Origin of the sequence: Agrobacterium sp. 33MFTa1.1, from assembly GCF_004328495.1 — a bacterium.
Classification (GTDB): domain Bacteria; phylum Pseudomonadota; class Alphaproteobacteria; order Rhizobiales; family Rhizobiaceae; genus Agrobacterium; species Agrobacterium pusense.
Genome location: NZ_CP036358.1, coordinates 2548793 through 2567044 on the forward strand (window position 1 = coordinate 2548793; position 18252 = coordinate 2567044).

Below are 18252 nucleotides of genomic sequence, written 5' to 3' on the forward strand. Positions count from 1 at the left end.
ATCGGGCAACCGCGTCATTGTTCTGTCCGGGCAGCGTCGCGTTCCGCATGAGCCCGACCGCCATTGCGGTACTGCTCAAGCATCGTTGCGCGCTTCACTACACCCTCACCCGCCTGCCCTGCAAGCGCGCAGGCATGGATAAAAGCATTCTGGCCCATCAACTCGTCCATTTCGGCTTCGCTAAAGAGCCGGAAGGACGGAATTTCATTGCCGGCATCGCTGCCGAGTGCCCAGGCCTTGCGGGCCTGGTCCAGTTTTCTGACGCCATCGGCCGCAGCGTCGGTCGCGTGAAACACGGCGATCGCGTTCCCGGACCGGACGGCAGCATCGACCTTCGTCGCGCCGCTGATGAACTGGCCCGCCTTGCGCGCCATGTTCATCATGCCAGCCACATGCTGCGCCATCAGACGGTCGAGAAGAGCGAGAAGCTCAGGCCCGGCCTTGACGTCACGTTTCAGAGCCCGCGCGAAGAGCTTCTTCGCGATGGCTTTCTCGATCAGGGCGCGCTCGGGTGTCACCCAGCAGCCGCGTCCCGGCAATTGGCGTTTCAGGTCCGGAACGACGTCGCCGTCCGGGCCTGCGACGAAGCGGATCAGCTCATCTGGCGATCCGCTCTGCCGTGTCACAATGCACATACGTCCATTGACGTCGCCTTTGATCCGCCCGTCATCGTCAGTCTCGGGCAGCTCGTCCGGCTCATGCGCCTGCGATGTCATTCCTGCTCGGCGGTATCCGCCTCCTCGGCAGCTTCCGCATCGGCTTCCTGTTCGGAAGCGAGCTCTTCGGCGGTGATCCAGCCTGCCAGAAGGCGAGCCTGCACCACCATGTTCTCGGCCTCGACGCGCGAAACATCGAGCTTGGAGAAGATGCCTTCGAACTTCTTCGTCTCGCCGTCCTTGCGCTCGCTCCAGCCAACGAGATCGTCCGCTGCGCAGCCGGCAAAGTCTTCGATGGTCTTGATGCCGTCTTCGCCGAGCGCAACCATCATCTGCGAGGTCAGGCCGTCGATCTGGCGCAATTCGTCGGAAACGCCGAGTTCCTTGCGCTTGGCGTCCATTTCGGCTTCCAGGCGTTCCAGATATTCGCGGGCGCGGGTCTGGATTTCATCGGCGGTGTCTTCGTCGAAGCCATCGATCGAGGAGATTTCGTCGAGATCCACATAAGCCAGTTCTTCAACCTGCGCGAAGCCTTCCGAAGCCAGAACCTGGCCGACCATTTCGTCGACGTCGAGCGCTTCCATGAACAGGGCCGTACGCTCGTTGAATTCCTTCTGACGGCGCTCGGATTCTTCCTGCTCGGTCATGATGTCGATGTCCCAGCCGGTCAGCTGCGATGCCAGACGCACGTTCTGACCGCGGCGGCCGATGGCGAGCGACAGCTGCTCGTCGGGAACGACCACTTCGATACGCTCGGACTCTTCATCCAGAACGACCTTGGCGACTTCCGCCGGCTGCAGGGCGTTGACGATGAACGACGCCGGCTCCTGGCTCCACGGAATGATGTCGATCTTTTCACCCTGGAGTTCGCCGACGACGGCCTGAACGCGCGAACCGCGCATACCGACGCAGGCGCCGACCGGGTCGATCGAGCTATCGTTCGAGATGACGGCAATCTTGGCGCGTGAGCCAGGATCACGGGCAACCGACTTGATCTGGATGATGCCGTCGTAGATCTCAGGCACTTCCATGGTGAAGAGCTTCACCATGAACTGCGGATGGGTACGCGACAGGAAAATCTGCGGGCCACGCTGTTCGCGGCGAACGTCGTAGACGTAGGCGCGTACGCGATCGCCGTAGCGCATGTTTTCGCGCGGGATCATCTCGTCACGACGGATAATGCCTTCGCCACGGCCGAGATCGACGATGACGTTGCCGTATTCGACGCGCTTGACGGTGCCGTTGACGATTTCGCCGATACGGTCCTTGAACTCGTCATACTGGCGGTCACGCTCGGCCTCGCGCACCTTCTGCACGATGACCTGCTTGGCGGACTGGGCAGCGATACGGCCGAAATCCATCGGTGGCAGCGGATCGGCAATGAAGTCGCCGAGCTTGGCGTCCGGGTTGCGGTCGCGGGCAAGCTCCAGCGGGATCTGGGTCGAATAGTCCTCAGCCGCTTCGACAACTTCCAGAAGACGCTGCAGGCGGATTTCGCCGGTCTTGGAGTTGATGTCGGCGCGGATATTGGTTTCCGAACCATAGCGCGAGCGGGCGGCTTTCTGGATAGCGTCGGCCATTGCGGCAAGCACGATTTCGCGGTCGATGACCTTTTCGCGCGCCACAGCATCGGCGATCTGCAGAAGCTCAAGCCGGTTAGCACTCACTGCCATTTTTTTATCTCCGTAAGTCGCATAATTGCGGGGATCGCCCGTTTTCCGGGCTTTACGTTGGAATTAGTCTTCGTCTGCTTCGTTTTCGTCGTTCTGGTTTGCGGCAGCGGCCTTGGCCGCCTTGTCTGCCCGCAGCGCATCACGAATAAGGTCGTCCGTCAGAATGAGCTTCGCATCGGAAAGCGCAGTGAACGGAATAACGACTGTCGGCTCTTCGCCATAAGCGATCTGGTCGCGTTCCAGCTTGAAACCGTCAGCATCAACCTCAACGATCTTGCCGCGAAACCGCTTGCGGTTCTCGACCAGAATGGAGGTTTCGACCTTCACCAGATGGCCCTGCCAACGGGTGAAATCCGATTTGCGAACCATCGGCCGGTCGATGCCGGGCGAGGAAACTTCAAGATGATACGCTTTATCGACCGGATCTTCCACATCAAGAACCGGTGAAATGGCCATGGAAATGGCTTCACAGTCCTCAACGGTCATCGTGCCGTCTTCCCGTTCCGCCATCACCTGCAGCGTCATGCCGTTCTGATTGGAAAGCCGCACGCGCACCAGAACATAGCCCATACCCGTCAGAACGGGTTCGATGATCTCGGCAATACGCTGGTCGATGCCGGTTTCGGTTATAAGTCGCGGTTCGTGTGCGGTGTCTGCCATCTGGCCTTCCGGTTTTGGATTGTCGCCGGGCTTTCAGCCCTCTGTTTCCGGTTCGCCTAACGAAAAAGAGCGGAGCCTTGCGGCCCCACTCTTCATCAAGCGATCAAGAATTTCAGTGGTCATATAGACCCATCGGTGCAGGATTGCAAGGTTTTCGCGGGGAGACTCGCTTCCGCTGCGCCCTCGGCCATATTTTCACCCTTCCCGTGCGGGAAAGGCTGGCATGATTTTCGGCACTGTCTATAGTTGCCGTTTGATAAATCGCAGTTGCATCAAGTGGACAGAGCGTGCCTGACCGTAAATCGCCACTCGCGCCTTTAAGGCATTTGACTTACAGACGAATCTGGATCGCGAGCCTTGCCTCAAATTTCGGCGGACTGATCCAGGCGGTGGGCGCCGCATGGATGATGACGTCGCTCTCCAGTTCGGAAAACATGATCGCGCTGGTGCAGGCCTCCACCTCTTTGCCTATCATGCTGTTCTCGCTGATTTCAGGCGCGCTGGCCGATAGTTTCGACCGCCGCCGCATCATGATTTCGGCGCAGCTGCTGATGCTGACGGCGTCCGTGCTGCTTACCGTTTTTGCCTGGTCCGGCTGGCTCACGCCCTGGCTGCTGCTTTTCTTTACCTTTATGATCGGCTGTGGCACGGCCCTCAACAATCCGTCCTGGCAGGCCTCCGTCGGTGAAATGGTGCCGCGCGAGGATTTGCCTGCCGCCGTCACGCTGAACAGTGTCGGCTTCAATATTACCCGCAGTGTCGGCCCGGCCATCGGCGGTATCATCGTCGCCGCCGCCGGTGCGGCCGCCGCATTTTTCGTGAATGCGCTGAGCTATTTCACGCTGATCTACGCCCTGTTTCGCTGGCAGCCGCCCAAATATGCCTCGACCCTGCCGCGGGAGCAGCTTCTGGCCGCCATTTCGGCCGGCATGCGTTATGTGGCGATGTCGCCCAATATCGGCAAGGTGCTGGTGCGCGGCTTCCTTTTCGGCCTTTCCGCCAGCGCCATCCTCGCCTTGATGCCCATCGTCGCCCGCGACCTGGTGGAGGGCGGCCCGCTGACCTATGGCGTCATGCTGGGTGCCTTCGGCGTCGGCGCCATCGGCGGCGCGCTGATCAGCGCGAGATTGCGCGAGGTGCTGTCCAGCGAATGGATCGTGCGCGTCGCATTTCTAGGCTTCGCCTTCAGCGCCGGCGTAACGGCGGTGAGCACGAGCGCGATCATCACGTCACTGGTGCTGACCGTTGCCGGCGCCTGCTGGGTGCTGGCACTGTCGCTCTTCAATACCATTGTCCAGCTCTCCACCCCGCGATGGGTGGTTGGCAGGGCGCTCTCGCTTTACCAGACGCTCACCTTCGGCGGCATTGCGGTCGGCAGCTGGCTGTGGGGTGAGCTGGCGGAAGATTACGGCATTTCCTATTCGCTGCTCTGTTCCTGCGCACTGATGCTGCTCGGTGTCGTCGTCGGCCTCAAACTCGCCATGCCAGCCTTCGCCTCGCTCAATCTCGATCCGCTCAACCGTTTCGTGGAGCCGCCGCTGAGACTGGACATCAAGCCGCGCAGCGGCCCCATCGCCATCCTCATCGATTATGAAATCCATGACGAGGATCTCGGCGAATTCCTGCCGCTGATGGCCGAGCGCCGCCGCATTCGCATTCGTGACGGCGCGCGCAACTGGAACCTGATGCGGGATCTCGAAAACCCCGACATCTGGACGGAAAGCTACCACGTGCCGACCTGGGTGGAATATGTCCGCCATAATCACCGCCGCACCCAGGCAGATGCAGAGGCCTGGGACCGGCTGCTGGAGCTTCACCGCGGCAAGACGCGGCCACGGGTGCACCGGATGATCGAACGTCAGACCATCCCGCCAACCGACGATATCTTTCACAAGCCTCATACCGATCAGCATTGAGAGACGATGGGTAAGTGAGTGGCGATGCCCTTCCCACACTCTCCCCGTCATCCTCGGGCCTGTCCCGAGGATCCAAACACCTATCATTAAATCAATCGGTTGCAGATGCTCGGGACAGGCCCGAGCATGACGGAGGAGAGGTTTTCACACGTTGCCAGCAACGCTACTTCAGCTTCGCCTTCAACGTCGCATCGGGAAAGCAGGTTGGAGCGAGCCCGTTTTTCGACTGCCAGTCCCCAAGCGAGCGGCGCGTCTTGAAACCGGCGAGGCCATCTGCCTTGCCGACATCGTAGCCCTTGGCGACCAACGCCTTCTGCATCGCTAAAACATCCGAGCGCAGCATCGATCCGACATTGCCCCATTCCCCCTTGAACGGCCCCGCCCCGTGGGCGATGCGGTCAGCGAGATTGCCGATGAAAAGCGCATAGAGATCGGAATTATTATATTCCTTGATGACGTAGAAATTCGGCGTCACCACAAATTCCGGCCCGTGTCGCCCAGCCGGGACCAGCATCATGCCATCGGCAGAGAGGTCATTGGCCGGGAAGGCTTTTCCGGAAATACGTGTGATGCCCATTTTCGCCCAGTCCGCCACAGGTCGTGCGAGATCAGGCCCTTCCTGCGCGCAGGAAACATTGGCGGGGATCGAGACTTCGAAACCCCAGTCGCGATTACGTTGCCAGCCGCGCTGAGAAAGATAGTTAGCTATGGATGCCAACGCGTCCGGCACGGAGTTCCAGATGTCACGGTGGCCGTCGCCATCAAAGTCCACGGCATATTTCAGATAGCTCGACGGCATGAATTGCGGCTGGCCGAGCGCACCGGCCCAGGAGCCCATCATGCGAGAGGCCGCGATATCGCCACTCTCGACGATCTTCAGCGCATCGATCAACTCGACGCGAAACATCTCCTTGCGGGTAGACATATAGGCTTTTGTGGCCAGCACATCGACGACGGAATGCGGCAGCTTGGCTCGGCCGAAACCGGATTCGCGGCCCCAGATCGCAACGACGATATCACCCGGCACACCGTATTTCGCCTCTATCCGGCGCAGCGTCGCCGCGTGGGTGGAAGCAAGCGAACGCCCGGTGGCGGCAAGACCCTGCAGCCGCTTTTCCGAGAAATAGGCGCCGGGCGAGGAAAATTCCGCCTGGCTCTGGCTCTGCTCCTTTGGCGGCTTCTGGCCGGGAATGACGAGATCGGGCAGGTTCCAGCTGATGGAGAGACCGCTGAGCGTGGCCTCAAGCGTCCTTTGTGAAATGCCGGCCTTGCGGGCTTCCGGCCAGATTTCCTTTTTCAGCCAGGCATTAAATTCGGCATCATATCGGGCTGCCGCTGCTCCTGTCGGTGCCGATTGCGCCAACGCCGTCGTTGCTGAAAAAAAGGAAAGAAGGGCAGCCAGTGCCTTCGGGGCAAAACGGTTTCGCATTCGGTCTCCTCTTTGAATGACGGGGAGGGAGGGGGGACTTCAGATTGTCGTTCGCGCCCGAAGCGCGGCCGTCAAAGTGCCCTCGTCGAGATAATCGAGTTCACCGCCCACCGGCACGCCATGCGCAAGCCGGGTGATCTTGATGTCGAGACCGGAGAGGCGGTCGGTGATGTAATGGGCGGTTGCCTGCCCTTCCACCGTCGCATTGACGGCGATGATGAGCTCGCGAATGCCGCCGGCGCTCACACGGTCGATCAGGCCCTTGATGTTCAGGTCCTCGGGCCCGACCCCGTCGAGCGGCGACAGCGTGCCCCCCAGCACGTGATAGGCGGTGTTCATCGCACCCGTCCGCTCCAGCGCCCAGAGATCAGACACATCTTCCACCACGATGATGACCGACTGGTCGCGCCGGTCGTCGGCGCAGACGGTGCAGGGGTCTATCGTATCGACGTTGCCGCAGCAGGAGCAGATCTTCACCTTGTCATAGGCCTCGCCCATGGCATGGCCCAGCGGCCCGAGAAGCTGTTCCTTCTTCTTGATGAGATGCAGTGCTGCCCGCCGCGCCGAGCGGGGCCCAAGCCCCGGCACTTTTGCCAGGAGCTGGATCAGTTTTTCGATTTCGGGGCCGGTGACTCGTTTTGCCATGAGCGCTTTCTACTGCATAAATCGGGAAACGGGAATCATGAAGCGCAAAGGGTTGTCCATGAAAATCAGGGCGGTGTGCCGGGGCGAGGCGAAAAGGCTGCCGGGAAAGACCTCGAAGACGGGCATCTTCAAACACGCCGTGCAGGGTCCCGTCATGGTCGATGCGGAAGGCATCGTCAGTGACGCCGTCTGCAATCGCAAACATCACGGCGGGCCGGATCAGGCGATTTACGTCATGGGCTCCGCCGATCTCGACTTCTGGTCCCGCTCTCTGGGCTTTGCGGTCGAACCCGGGTTTTTTGGTGAGAACCTCGTTCTTGATGGTGTCGACAGCGCAAAACTCCACGTTGGCGACAGGTTCTCGGCAAATGACGTTGAGCTGGAAGTGACCGCCGCCCGCATTCCCTGCGCCACACTGTCGGTTCGCATCGGCGATCCCGATTTCGCACTGCGTTTCCGTCGGGCGGGCCAACCGGGGTTCTACTGCCGGGTGCTGAAAGGCGGCATGTTGGCTGCCGGGGAGGATATCGTGTTCAAACCCTATCGAGGATTGAAGCTGCCAATACCGACCATTCTGCAGCGCTTTCGCCCCATGCAGCTCAACGCAGCCGAACGCCGGGCCTTTCTGGAAACGCCGCTGGCGAGCCGGTTTCGCGCGATGCTGGAAGCTTGAAGCCGGCCATGGGACAAGGAGGGCGCCCGCTCCATGCGCTTCGCCCTCTCTTTAGATCGGTTATATCAGAACGGCAGCTTCATGCCGGGCGGCAGCGGCAGGCCGGCGGTCAGCCCAGCCATCTTTTCCTGCGCCTGCGCTTCGCCTTTCTGCTTGGCGTCCTTATGCGCTGCGACGATCAGGTCCTCAAGGATTTCCACCTCGTCTTCCTTCAACAGCGAGGGATCGATTTTCAGGCCGCGCATTTCGCCCTTGCCGTTCAGAATGACGGTTACCAGACCGCCGCCAGCACGCCCCTCGATTTCGAGCGCAGCGATTTCTTCCTGCACCTTCTCCATCTTGGCCTGCATTTCCTTGACCTTGCCCATCATGCCCATGATGTCACGCATGTGCCAATCTCCTGTTCTTTTTGTTTAAAACTCGATGTCGTCGCCGGGAAGGATGTCGCCTTCACTCGATTCGGCAACCGATGGCGACGCGATGTCTTCAGCCTCATCCTGTACGGCGGCGCGGATGCGCACGTCGGTAATTTTTGCGCCGGGAAACTGCGCCAGGATGGCAGCCACATCAGGGTCCTGGCGTGCATCGACAAGACGCGCGTCCCGTGCGTTGCCCTCAGCCTCGACAAGGGTCGGTTCCCCCTGCTCCTTGCTGAGGCTGATGATCCAGTGGATGCCAGTCCATTCCTTGAGCTTGACGCCAAGTTCGCCGGGCAGGGAGCCGGGGGCACCTTCCCCGAGGCGCATATCGAGCCGGCCGGGCTCCAGCCGTACGAGCCGTACGAAGTTGCGCACTTTCGCCCGCATGACGGGATCGCGGTTCTTCTGACACAGATCGGCAATATCCTGCACGGAATTGACGGGAACTTTCGGCTCCGGCCGCTCCTCCGTTTTCGGTGCTGCGACCTGCATCTCCTGCGGGCGGCTATCTGGAATGGCGCGCAGTATGGCGGAGGTCTGTGGTGTTGCCTGGCGCTGGGTGGGAAGATCGACAGGTCGTCCCGCGGCCACGGTCTGTGCTGACGAATAGGCGCGCGCACCGCCGCCATTGCCGCCGCCGGAAGGTCCGCCATTGGCGTAACCCCCGTCACCGTTCGAAAGCTCCAGCAAGCGCCGGGCAGCATCTTCGGGTGCGGGAAGATTGGCAGCGTGCGCCAGCCGGATGAGAACCATTTCGGCAGCACCGGCCGGGCGCGAGGCGTTTTCCGTTTCCGGTATGCCCTTCAGCAACATCTGCCAGATGCGCGAAAGCGCGGTGACCGCAATCGTGTCGGCAAATTCCGCACCGCGCACGCGTTCTATTTCAGAAAGCGAGGGATCTTCCGCTGCATCCGGCACATATTTCATGCGGGTCACGAGATGGGTGAAATCGGCGAGATCGTTAAGGACCACAACCGGGTTCGCGCCCGCCTCATATTGACCGTTGAATTCCGACAGAGCGGCCGCGACATCGCCTTTGACGACATGCTGGAAGAGATCGACGATGCGGGCCCGGTCGGCAAGACCGAGCATGCCGCGTACCGCTTCAGCTTCCACCCGGCCACCACCATGGGCGATTGCCTGATCGAGCAGCGACAGGCCGTCACGGGCAGACCCTTCCGCCGCGCGGGCGATCATCGAAAGCGCCTGCGGTTCGGCTTCGAAACCTTCCTTGCCGGCGATGGCGGTAAAAAGGCCGACGAGATCGGCGGCGCTGATGCGGCGCAGGTCGAAACGCTGGCATCGTGACAGAACCGTGATGGGAACCTTGCGGATTTCCGTTGTGGCGAAGATGAACTTCACATGCTCCGGCGGCTCTTCCAGCGTCTTGAGCAGGCCGTTGAAAGCCTGCGTCGACAGCATGTGCACTTCGTCGATGATATAGACCTTATAACGCGCCGAGACAGGGCGATAACGCACCTGTTCGATGATTTCGCGAATATCGTCGATGCCGGTATGGGAGGCGGCATCCATCTCGATCACGTCGACATGGCGACCTTCCATGATCGCCTGACAATGTTCACCGGGAATGCGCAGATCGATGGTCGGCTTGTCGATGGTGTCGGTTTTGTAATTCAGCGCTCGGGCGAGAATGCGGGCCGTGGTCGTTTTGCCCACGCCGCGGACGCCGGTCAGCATATAGGCCTGCGCAATACGTCCGGTCTCGAACGCGTTTGTCAGCGTGCGGACCATCGGCTCCTGTCCGACCATCAGATCGGAAAAATCCTTCGGGCGATATTTGCGCGCCAGTACCCGATAGCCGGTCCCGACCTGGGATTCGCTTGATGTGGTGGGTACGCTGTCGTTCATCGCCTCGCCAGTTTGTTTTGCCAGTTTGTCTTGGGGCGCTGAACTGGCCCGGCGAAAGCTGAGCACGTCTTTTAAAAGGTGGGAGGCTGGCACGGCGACCCGTGCCGGGCTCGTTAGGGCTGCTTCCTTCCGGACCTGACCCGGTTGGCGAGTGGCTCGTCCACCACCAACCTCCCGGGGCCACATATCGGCAATATCGACAGCAAATGCAAGCCAAGCATTCAAAAAACTGCTATCACAATGAAAACAAACATGGAGGACACCTTGGAGACATTCCAGCTGGACGAAAGACTGGCGCGCGATAGCGTGCTCGTGACGCGTTTGGGGCTATGTGAACTGCGTTTGCAAAATGACAGCCGCTGGCCATGGCTGGTGCTGGTGCCGCAGCGAGAGGGCGTCAGCGAGCTGTTCGATCTTACTCCGCTTGATCAGGCCGTGCTGACATTCGAGACCAATCTTGTCGCGTCCGCCTTGAAAGAAATTACCGCGGCCACCAAGATCAATGTGGGCGCTCTGGGCAACATCGTCCGGCAACTGCATGTCCATATTATCGCCCGCAATGAAGGCGACACCTGCTGGCCCGGCCCCATCTGGGGTCACGGGACGCCCGTGCCTTATGCCGCGGGCGAAAAGGAAACTTTGATGAAAAAAATCTCCGGCGCACTCTGATGATTTCCATGAAAATTTTTGAAACCACTGCCCCCCATCCCGAAGCAAGTCTGCTGACGGCTTTTTCCAAAAATGCCCTCGACCGTTTCGCGGAAAAGCGGACGGAGGAATGCGTTGCCGATGCCCTGAAAGTCGACGGCACCCATATTTTTGCCTTTTCGGGCAGCCGGCTTGTCCTGAAGCATGACGAACAGGTCATCGACCCCCTGTTTTCCGCCTATGAGCTGGCCGAGTTGCAGCCGGATTTCGACAATGCCGTCCTGCTTGGATATCGGGAGACCGGCGAACCGCGAATCGCCGTTCCGGTTGCCGTGGCCGAAGACCAGCTGGCGAGCCACTACAAGCTTGCCGATGCCCGCACGCTGTATCGCGATCACCTGCTGGAAGAGGAATTGCTGAGTGAGGTCGCCCAGGCCGTCAGCCTCACACATTGGAACGCCGACAACCGCTTTTGCGGGAAATGCGGTGGGGCCATGGAGCTGCGAATCGGCGGCTACAAGCGCATCTGCGCCGCCTGCAGCCACACTATTTTTCCACGCACTGATCCCGTCGTCATCATGATGACGATCGATATCGAGCGCGATCTGTGCCTGCTTGGCCGCGGAGCGCATTTTGCGCCGGGCATGTATTCGTGCCTCGCCGGTTTTGTGGAACCGGGTGAGACCATCGAACAGGCTGTTCGCCGTGAAACGCACGAGGAATCCGGCGTCGAAATCGGCCGCGTCCGTTATCACGCCTCCCAGCCTTGGCCGATGCCGCATACGCTGATGATCGGCTGTTATGCCGAGGCGTTGTCTTTTGAGATCGCACGCGATGAGGTCGAGCTTGAGGATTGCCGCTGGTTCACGCGGGAAGAGGTGGCAAAGATGCTGGAGGCCCCGGCGGGCGAAGGTCTTTCTGCGCCGCCCATGGGAGCCATCGCGCATCGCCTGATGCGCGACTGGGTGGAATGGCCAAGGTAGGAGATTGCGGCAGGCTCAGCTCTGGTTGAGCTTGCCGCGCATCGCATGGCCCTTGTAGACGCCGAGAATGCGGACTTTTTCAGAGAAGAAGCGCAGCTCGTCCAGAGCATGCCGCACGGGTTCGTCATCGGGATGGCCTTCAATGTCGGCATAAAATTGCGTCGCCACGAATTTGCCGCCGAGCTGGTAGCTTTCGAGCTTCGTCATATTGATGCCGTTCGTCGCAAAGCCACCCATGGCCTTGTAGAGTGCCGCGGGAATGTTGCGGACGTTGAAAACGAAAGTCGTGACGACGATTTCTTCGCTCGACTGGCGCTTGGCCCAGTTTTCATCGCGGGAAAGCACTACGAAGCGCGTGACGTTGTTTTCCGAATCCTCGACATTCTCGGCGAGAATATCGAGACCGTAAAGGCTGGCGGCAAGACGCGGCGCAAGCGCCGCCATGCTGCGGTCGCCCGTTTCGGAAACGAGCCTTGCCGATCCTGCCGTATCGCCGGCGATGACGGGTTTCCAGCCGTTGGAACGAATGATCTTGCGGCACTGGCCAAGTGCGTGGATGTGGCTGTGGACGGTGCGGATTTCGTCCTTTTTCACGCCCGGCATCACCATCAGCTGAAAGCGGATCGGCATGAAATATTCGCCGATGATATGCAGGCGCGATTCCGGCAGCAGGTGATGAATATCCGCCACGCGGCCGGCCAGAGTGTTTTCGATCGGGATCATGCCGAGATCGGCTTCGCCGTTTTCAATGGCGTTGAACGCATCCTCGAATGTCGGACACGGCAATGGTTCCATGTTCGGAAACATGTCGCGGCAGGCCATGTCGGAGTTCGCGCCGAATTCGCCCTGAAAGGCAATGCGATTGGTGATCAAGCTCATGGGACTGTCCGTTAAAGGGTTCTGCTTGCAAGAATTTTGCGGGCTTTTTCGAGATCGTGCGGCGTATCGACACCGAGCGGCACGGAGCGGACGATCTCGGCATCAATGCGCATGCCCGCTTCGAGAGCACGCAGCTGCTCCAGCCGCTCGCGCTTTTCCAGCGGTGAGGGCGGTAGACTCACGAATGTCTCGAGCGCAGCACGGCGATAGGTGTAGAGCCCGATATGATGATAAAGCGGCCCCTCGCCGTAAGGCGCGGTGGTGCGGGTGAAATAAAGCGCGCGCAGACGTGTTTCGGAAAGTGGGCTGCCCACAACTTTCACTACGTTCGGATTGGTTTTTTCTTCCTCGTCGGTGATTTCGACCGTCAGTGTCGCAATGTCGACGGCGGCGTTCTCCAGCGGGCGCAACGAGGCACGTATAGTTTCCGCCTCGATGGTTGGAAGGTCGCCCTGAACATTGATGACATATTCCGCCTTGCCATAGGGGTCGGCCTTCTGCAGCGCTTCGAAAATGCGATCCGAACCGGATTGATGGTCGTCACGCGTCATCATCACGTCGAAACCGGCATTTTGAACCGCCGAAAATACCTGTTCGTCATCGACCGCGACGACGATTCGCTCCGCGCCGGCCTCACGTGCCCGCTGCGCAACCTGCACGATCATCGGCTTGCCACCAATGTCGGCAAGCGGCTTGCCGGGCAGGCGCGTGGAGGCCATTCGCGCCGGTATGAGGACGACAGCTTTCTCGAAATCCCGATTATTCATCCGACACCCTTCAAATCCCGCCCGAAAAGTGTCAAAACGTCACGGTGTGGGGAGCATTATTCAAGTTGCGCAGGCTGTGCAAAAGCCATAGCTTTCGAGCAATTTCAAGATGCCCGTTATATCGAGCGGATGCGAGGGAGCGCGTTTAGATGAATTCTTATGTTAATATGGGCGTTGGGGCGTTTCTGGGTACAGTATTCGTCCTGATGTCGGTGTCGATTGCGTCCGAGGGCATTTTCCATGCGCCCGCGCCCGAAAAGGAAGGTTACGCCATCGTCGCGGAAGAAAGCAGCGGCGGAACGGGCGGCGGAGAAGCGGCGGCTGCGGCCACCCCGATCGCACAGTTGCTCGCCAGCGCGGACGCCGCCAAGGGCGAAGCGGTCTTCAAGAAATGTACGAGCTGTCATACCGGAGAGAGTGGTGGTGCAAACAAGGTCGGCCCCAATCTCTTCGATGTCGTCAACCGGCCGATCGCCAGCCACGAAGGTTTCAGCTACTCCGCAGCGATGAAGGATTTCTCCAAGGGTGGAGCCGAGCACTGGGATTACGATCATCTCAACTATTTTCTCGAAGCCCCGAAAAAGCACGTTCCAGGCACGGCCATGGGCTTTGCGGGTGTGAAGAAAGAAACGGAAAGAGCAGATCTTATTGCCTATCTCCGCACGCTGTCTGCGAACCCGGCGCCGCTGCCGGATCCGGCTGCAGCTCCCGCGCCGACAAATTAAAGGTGACGACAGTTCATGAGAAAAGCCCGGCAGAGATGCCGGGCTTTTCTTTTCGCAATCTTGCCTTGCCTCTTGAAGATCAGAAGCCCTTGCCGCCCCGCAACTCGGAAATCACCGTTCCGACCATGATCCTGACATCCAGCCAGACCGAAAAATTTTCGACATAATAAAGATCGGATACGATGCGTGCCCTTGCCTTGTCGCTGCGATCCGTCGGCCCGCGCAGGCCCCGCATCTGGGCAAGTCCCGTGATGCCTGGCCGCATCCGGTGCCGCAGGTGATAGTGCGGAACCAGCTCCTCGTAGAGACGGCCGGCCGCCAGCATGCCGATGGCATGGCAGCGCGGTCCGACCAGCGACATGTCACCCTTGAGCACATTGATGAGCTGTGGCAGCTCATCAATATTCGTGCGCCGGAGAATGGCGCCGATGCGGGTTATTCTCGGGTCATTCTTCACTGTTTGCGCCACGCCGGTGGCGTCGCACATGTCTGTTCTCATTGAGCGAAATTTATAGACGCGAATCTTCCGTCCATTCATGCCCCAGCGGACCTGCGAGAACAGGACCGGCCCGCGGCTGTCGAGTTTGACGAGCGCTGCCACCGCCAGCAGGACGGGAGCCAGTGCGACGAGGGCGATGGACGCCCCCGCAATGTCCATCGTTCTTTTGAGCGCGAACTGGCCGCGTTGTAGTGGAGATACCCGTTTCTCAAAAATGCAGGGCTGCGTTTCCGGTGTCTCGAAAGTGATGGCCGAGGAATAGGGATCGCCGAAAAAAACGGCATGGGATGAGCCTTTAGTACCCAACATAATATAGGATCCTGAAAAACTTATTTTGATAGAAGAAATTTAATTTATATGAACGATTAATAATTCATTTACCCTAAAAAGTCATCCGAAATGTAGCCGTGTCTGGGCAAATATCAATCTAAAGTTAACGTATGCACGCAGGTGTTGCGCTTCAGGCGCTGATTCGCCGCCGTGGATGGGGCGGCGGCCGGTTCGGCCACCGAAAAGCGTGAAACGAAAGGGGTGAGGACGTGGACCTCGGTCGCTTCGTCCTTCGTTCCCGGGACTTGGCGACGATTTAAAAACCTGTCAGCGACCCATCAGAATGTCGAGCAGGGTGGTTTGTTTCGGTCCCGACGCGTCAGGCGCTTCACCGCCAATATCGGCCGGCGGCACAGGGCCGTTGCCGGCGGAATAACGGGGTTCGATATCCCGCGAAGGAATATTAGCCGGCGGCGTCAGCCCTCCCGACTGCCCATCTGGCTGATTCGGTGTGGGTGATGCCGGCGCCGCGGGATAGGCGCGATTATCAGTCGTTCCGCCGCCCAGCGCGTTGGAAATGATGTCGCCAATGGAGGAGGGCGCATTTTCCGGCGCCGGTTGCTGCATATCCATGAGCGGCGGCACGCCGCCTGCACCAAGACCGAAGAGGGGCGAAGGCGAAAGACCGGAATGAGCCGCGGTCATGAACTCTTTCCACGCCCTTGCAGGAAGGCCGCCGCCCGTGACCTTTTTCATGGAGGTGCCGTCGTCGTTTCCAAACCAGACGCCGGTCGTCAGATTGCTCGTATAGCCAACAAAGAGCGCATCACGAAAAGACTGAGTGGTGCCGGATTTCCCCGCTGCCTGCCAGCCCTGCAGGCGCGCGGCCTTGCCGGTACCTTCGGTGATGACGCGCGACAGCATGCCGTTCATCGTGGCGGCAATTTCTTCGCTCAGCACCCGTGGCGGATTGTCATATTTGTTTTCATAAAGCACCTTGCCATCGGCATCGGTGATACGCTTCACGATGTGCGGCGTGGCTTTATAGCCGCCATTCATGAAGGGAGCATAAGAAGCTGTCAGTTCCATCAGCGACACTTCCGAAGTGCCGAGCGCGATGGAGGCATTATTCTGCAGCTCCGATTCGATGCCCATGCGATGCGCCACCTGTGTCACCCGCTCGGGACCGACCTCCATCACCAGCTGGGCGGCGATGGTGTTCAGGGAGTTGGCCAGCGCCGTGGCCAGTGTCACTTCGCCGCGAAATTTCTTCTCATAATTTTCCGGAGTCCAGTTGCCGATACGAACAGGCCCATCATTACGAATGGTATAGGGCGTAAGCCCGGATTCGAGAGCGGCGACGTAGACGAAGGGCTTAAATGCCGAGCCGGGTTGCCGTTTTGCCTTGGCAGCGCGGTTAAACTGGCTTTCGGCATAATCCGCACCGCCCACCACGGCCCTGATCGCCCCCGTACCGTCGATGGAAACCAGTGCCGCCTGGGAGGCGCCCTGTTTTTTGCCGTCGCCCTGCAGCACGTGGGTCAGCGCCTTTTCGGCATCGCGCTCGAGATCGGGATCGATTGTCGTATCGACGACGATATCCTGCTTGACCTCGCCAACCAGGCCGCGCACCTCTTCCAGCACCATGTCGGCGGCGTAATGTTCGGCACCGGACCAGAAGCGTTTCGCTTTGGTCGGCGGCTGCGACATGGCGGTCTTGATCTCATCATCGGTAATGAAACCGACGTCGCGCATGGATTGCAGCACGACCTGCGCCCGTTCTTCCGCTGCCTGTGGGTCCCGTGCCGGCGAAAGGCGCGAGGGCGCTTTGAGAAGCCCGGCGAGCATTGCCGCTTCGCCCAGATTGACGTCGCGGGCGGATTTGTTGAAGTAGCGCCGCGAGGCCGCCTCGACGCCATAGGCGTTGGATCCGAAATAGACGCGATTGAGGTACATCGCCAGGATCTGATCCTTGGTGAACTTGTGCTCCAGCCAGAAGGACAGCAGCACTTCCTGAACCTTGCGTTCCAGGGTCCTGTCCGGCGAGAGGAAAAGGTTTTTCGCCAGCTGTTGCGTCAGTGTCGAGCCGCCCTGCACGGTTCGCCCCGTCAGCACATTCGTGACGATGGCACGTCCGAGACCAAGCGGATCGACCCCGAAATGGGAATAAAACCGCCGGTCCTCAATCGCCATCACAGCCTGTGGAATATAGGGCGACATGTCTTCCAGCGCGAGCGCCTCGCCGCCGGTCGTGCCGCGGTTTGCAAGCACGCTGCCATTCACGGAAACGATCTTCACATTCGGCGGACGTTCTGGAATGGACCAGCTGCTGGCACTCGGCATGCGCGCGCCATAATAAAGCACAAGTCCGGCAATCCCGATACCGCCCCAAATGCCCAGCACGATGCACCAATAGACGAGGGACCGGATGAAACCCGTCGCCCCCCGACCTGTGCCGCGGGCGCGCTTTTCGTTTTTCGTCTTGGGTCGGCGTGAAGCCTGTTTCGGTTTCTTCGGCGACTGTTTTGCAGTGCCGCTGATGCGCTCGCTGGCGTCAAGACGCAGATCGTCACCGGACTCGTGGAAATCCCCGAAGGAGGGTTCTACCCGTTCGCGTGATTTACCCTTGCCTGCCATCCAGCCGAAATCGCTCCTTTTGCGGGACCGCCTGTGCCTTGTCGGCCTCAGGCGTCTATGCCTGCGCGATCCTTAATCCAGGATGAAGAGTTTAAATGCGGCAATTTAAGGCGGGGTTAAGCCCAGGCCGGATCAAATCGGCGTCATTGGCAGACGTCGACCCATTCAGCTTTAGTCAGTTCGGCCATCACATGGGGAGAAATCCGCACCGCTGCATTGGTAGCGCCGGCTGCCGGAACCACTTCAAGATAATCTCTCAGCGATATGTCGCAAAACACCGGCAAAGGCGACGGCAAGCCGAAGGGGCATACGCCGCCGACAGGATGGCTGGTCACCGCAACCACCTCGTCCGCCCCCAGCATGCGCGGTTTCGTTCCGAAATGATCACGGAATTTCCTGTTGTCGAGGCGTTTCGTACCCGCGGTGACAACGAGCAGAATGGCATCGCCCGCCTTGAGGCAGATCGTTTTGGCGATCTGGTCTGGCTCGACGCCATGTGCTTCAGCGGCGAGCGCAACGGTTGCCGAACTGGCTTCCGTTTCAATGATCGTCACCTCGGGTGATTTTTCGGCAAAAAATGCTCTGACGGATTGAATAGACATGCGTATTTGTTAGGCGGTTAGAAATGGTTGTTCAAGATGTCACGCTTAAGCTATGCAATAATCGCAATGCTGCGCTGCGATAGAATGTCTGTTTTTTGAGCGGCGATGTTGTATGTTCAAAACATCGAAGCGACGCACTCCTCCTCCCAGCGTCGCCCGATTGGACTGGCAATACTCCTCCTCCCAATTGTCAGTCAGTTTCAAGAACCCGGCGCACCTCCTCCCGCGCCGGGTTTTTGCTATTTGGCGCTTCCTTTTTCGAGCCCTGGCGGACCCCTGATGCGATAGTTTCGTTCAAAGAA

Annotated in this window: 17 protein-coding genes and 1 other RNA gene; 5 read left to right on the top strand and 13 right to left on the bottom strand. The window is 59.6% G+C overall.

The genetic code is table 11. The features are described from left to right. Positions 1-14: 14 nt before the first annotated feature. The 3 genes from EYD00_RS12690 to rimP all read right to left on the bottom strand — a co-directional run bounded on the left by EYD00_RS12690 (position 15) and on the right by rimP (position 2989). The gene (locus tag EYD00_RS12690) at positions 15-716 is read right to left on the bottom strand and encodes an RNA-binding protein (RefSeq protein ID WP_004439062.1); all 702 of its coding nucleotides are present in this window, start codon (positions 714-716) and stop codon (positions 15-17) included. Further along, positions 713-2329: a transcription termination factor NusA gene (gene nusA / locus EYD00_RS12695; RefSeq protein ID WP_003524306.1), complete on the bottom strand. Its 1617-nt coding sequence runs from the start codon at positions 2327-2329 to the stop codon at positions 713-715. The genes EYD00_RS12690 and nusA overlap by 4 nt, the downstream gene beginning before the upstream one ends. 63 nt (positions 2330-2392) lie before the next feature. Then, on the bottom strand, positions 2393-2989 hold the full coding sequence (rimP, locus tag EYD00_RS12700; protein WP_004439068.1) for a ribosome maturation factor RimP: 597 nt from the start codon (positions 2987-2989) through the stop codon (positions 2393-2395). A gap of 287 nt (positions 2990-3276) precedes the next feature. Between rimP and EYD00_RS12705 the strand changes: the two genes are divergently transcribed. Continuing rightward, on the top strand, positions 3277-4905 hold the full coding sequence (locus EYD00_RS12705) for an MFS transporter (protein WP_004439071.1): 1629 nt from the start codon (positions 3277-3279) through the stop codon (positions 4903-4905). Positions 4906-5068: 163 nt separating this feature from the next. On the opposite strand, the gene EYD00_RS12710 is transcribed toward EYD00_RS12705, so the two are convergent. Both EYD00_RS12710 and recR read right to left on the bottom strand, forming a co-directional pair. Beyond that, positions 5069-6334, bottom strand: coding sequence for a lytic murein transglycosylase (locus tag EYD00_RS12710; RefSeq protein WP_034496181.1), 1266 nt, complete (start codon positions 6332-6334; stop codon positions 5069-5071). Positions 6335-6373: 39 nt separating this feature from the next. Beyond that, a complete protein-coding gene (gene recR, locus EYD00_RS12715) occupies positions 6374-6979 on the bottom strand; it encodes a recombination mediator RecR (protein WP_003507177.1) in 606 nt (201 codons plus the stop codon). Between the two features lie 37 nt (positions 6980-7016). Between recR and EYD00_RS12720 the strand changes: the two genes are divergently transcribed. Next, entirely contained in the window at positions 7017-7652 is a 636-nt protein-coding gene (locus tag EYD00_RS12720) for an MOSC domain-containing protein (protein WP_004439081.1), read from the top strand. Between the two features lie 65 nt (positions 7653-7717). Here the strand turns inward: EYD00_RS12720 and EYD00_RS12725 are convergent, their stop codons facing one another. The 3 genes from EYD00_RS12725 to ffs all read right to left on the bottom strand — a co-directional run bounded on the left by EYD00_RS12725 (position 7718) and on the right by ffs (position 10115). After that, positions 7718-8041 carry a YbaB/EbfC family nucleoid-associated protein gene (locus EYD00_RS12725; RefSeq protein WP_004439084.1) on the bottom strand — a complete coding sequence of 108 codons (324 nt, stop codon included), beginning with the start codon at positions 8039-8041 and terminating at the stop codon, positions 7718-7720. A 24-nt stretch (positions 8042-8065) separates the two neighbouring features. Beyond that, on the bottom strand, positions 8066-9940 hold the full coding sequence (locus tag EYD00_RS12730) for a DNA polymerase III subunit gamma/tau (RefSeq protein WP_004439086.1): 1875 nt from the start codon (positions 9938-9940) through the stop codon (positions 8066-8068). A gap of 78 nt (positions 9941-10018) precedes the next feature. Further along, positions 10019-10115: signal recognition particle sRNA small type (ffs, locus tag EYD00_RS12735), an RNA gene on the bottom strand. Positions 10116-10180: 65 nt separating this feature from the next. On the opposite strand from ffs, the gene EYD00_RS12740 reads away from it, so the two are divergent. Both EYD00_RS12740 and nudC read left to right on the top strand, forming a co-directional pair. Beyond that, positions 10181-10609 (top strand): HIT domain-containing protein, encoded by a 429-nt coding sequence (locus EYD00_RS12740; protein ID WP_006699828.1) that lies wholly within the window; start codon positions 10181-10183, stop codon positions 10607-10609. Further along, positions 10609-11571: an NAD(+) diphosphatase gene (gene nudC / locus EYD00_RS12745; RefSeq protein WP_081859372.1), complete on the top strand. Its 963-nt coding sequence runs from the start codon at positions 10609-10611 to the stop codon at positions 11569-11571. Before EYD00_RS12740 ends, nudC begins: the two co-directional genes overlap by 1 nt. A 15-nt stretch (positions 11572-11586) precedes the next feature. Here the strand turns inward: nudC and EYD00_RS12750 are convergent, their stop codons facing one another. Both EYD00_RS12750 and EYD00_RS12755 read right to left on the bottom strand, forming a co-directional pair. After that, a complete protein-coding gene (locus EYD00_RS12750) occupies positions 11587-12450 on the bottom strand; it encodes a prephenate dehydratase (RefSeq protein ID WP_004439096.1) in 864 nt (287 codons plus the stop codon). 11 nt (positions 12451-12461) lie between these two features. Further along, complete coding sequence (locus EYD00_RS12755) at positions 12462-13217, bottom strand: 3-deoxy-manno-octulosonate cytidylyltransferase (RefSeq protein ID WP_004439098.1); 756 nt, start codon at positions 13215-13217, stop codon at positions 12462-12464. A 149-nt stretch (positions 13218-13366) separates the two neighbouring features. Here EYD00_RS12755 and EYD00_RS12760 point away from each other — a divergent pair, with 149 nt between their 5' ends. After that, entirely contained in the window at positions 13367-13942 is a 576-nt protein-coding gene (locus tag EYD00_RS12760) for a c-type cytochrome (protein ID WP_004439101.1), read from the top strand. Positions 13943-14021: 79 nt separating this feature from the next. Here the strand turns inward: EYD00_RS12760 and EYD00_RS12765 are convergent, their stop codons facing one another. The 3 genes from EYD00_RS12765 to EYD00_RS12775 form a co-directional block, all read right to left on the bottom strand. Next, the gene (locus EYD00_RS12765; protein ID WP_004439104.1) at positions 14022-14750 is read right to left on the bottom strand and encodes a sugar transferase; all 729 of its coding nucleotides are present in this window, start codon (positions 14748-14750) and stop codon (positions 14022-14024) included. A 288-nt stretch (positions 14751-15038) separates the two neighbouring features. Further along, a complete protein-coding gene (locus tag EYD00_RS12770; RefSeq protein ID WP_004439108.1) occupies positions 15039-17348 on the bottom strand; it encodes a transglycosylase domain-containing protein in 2310 nt (769 codons plus the stop codon). Positions 17349-17491: 143 nt separating this feature from the next. Next, entirely contained in the window at positions 17492-17950 is a 459-nt protein-coding gene (locus EYD00_RS12775) for a YbaK/EbsC family protein (RefSeq protein WP_004439110.1), read from the bottom strand. Positions 17951-18252: the final 302 nt, after the last annotated feature.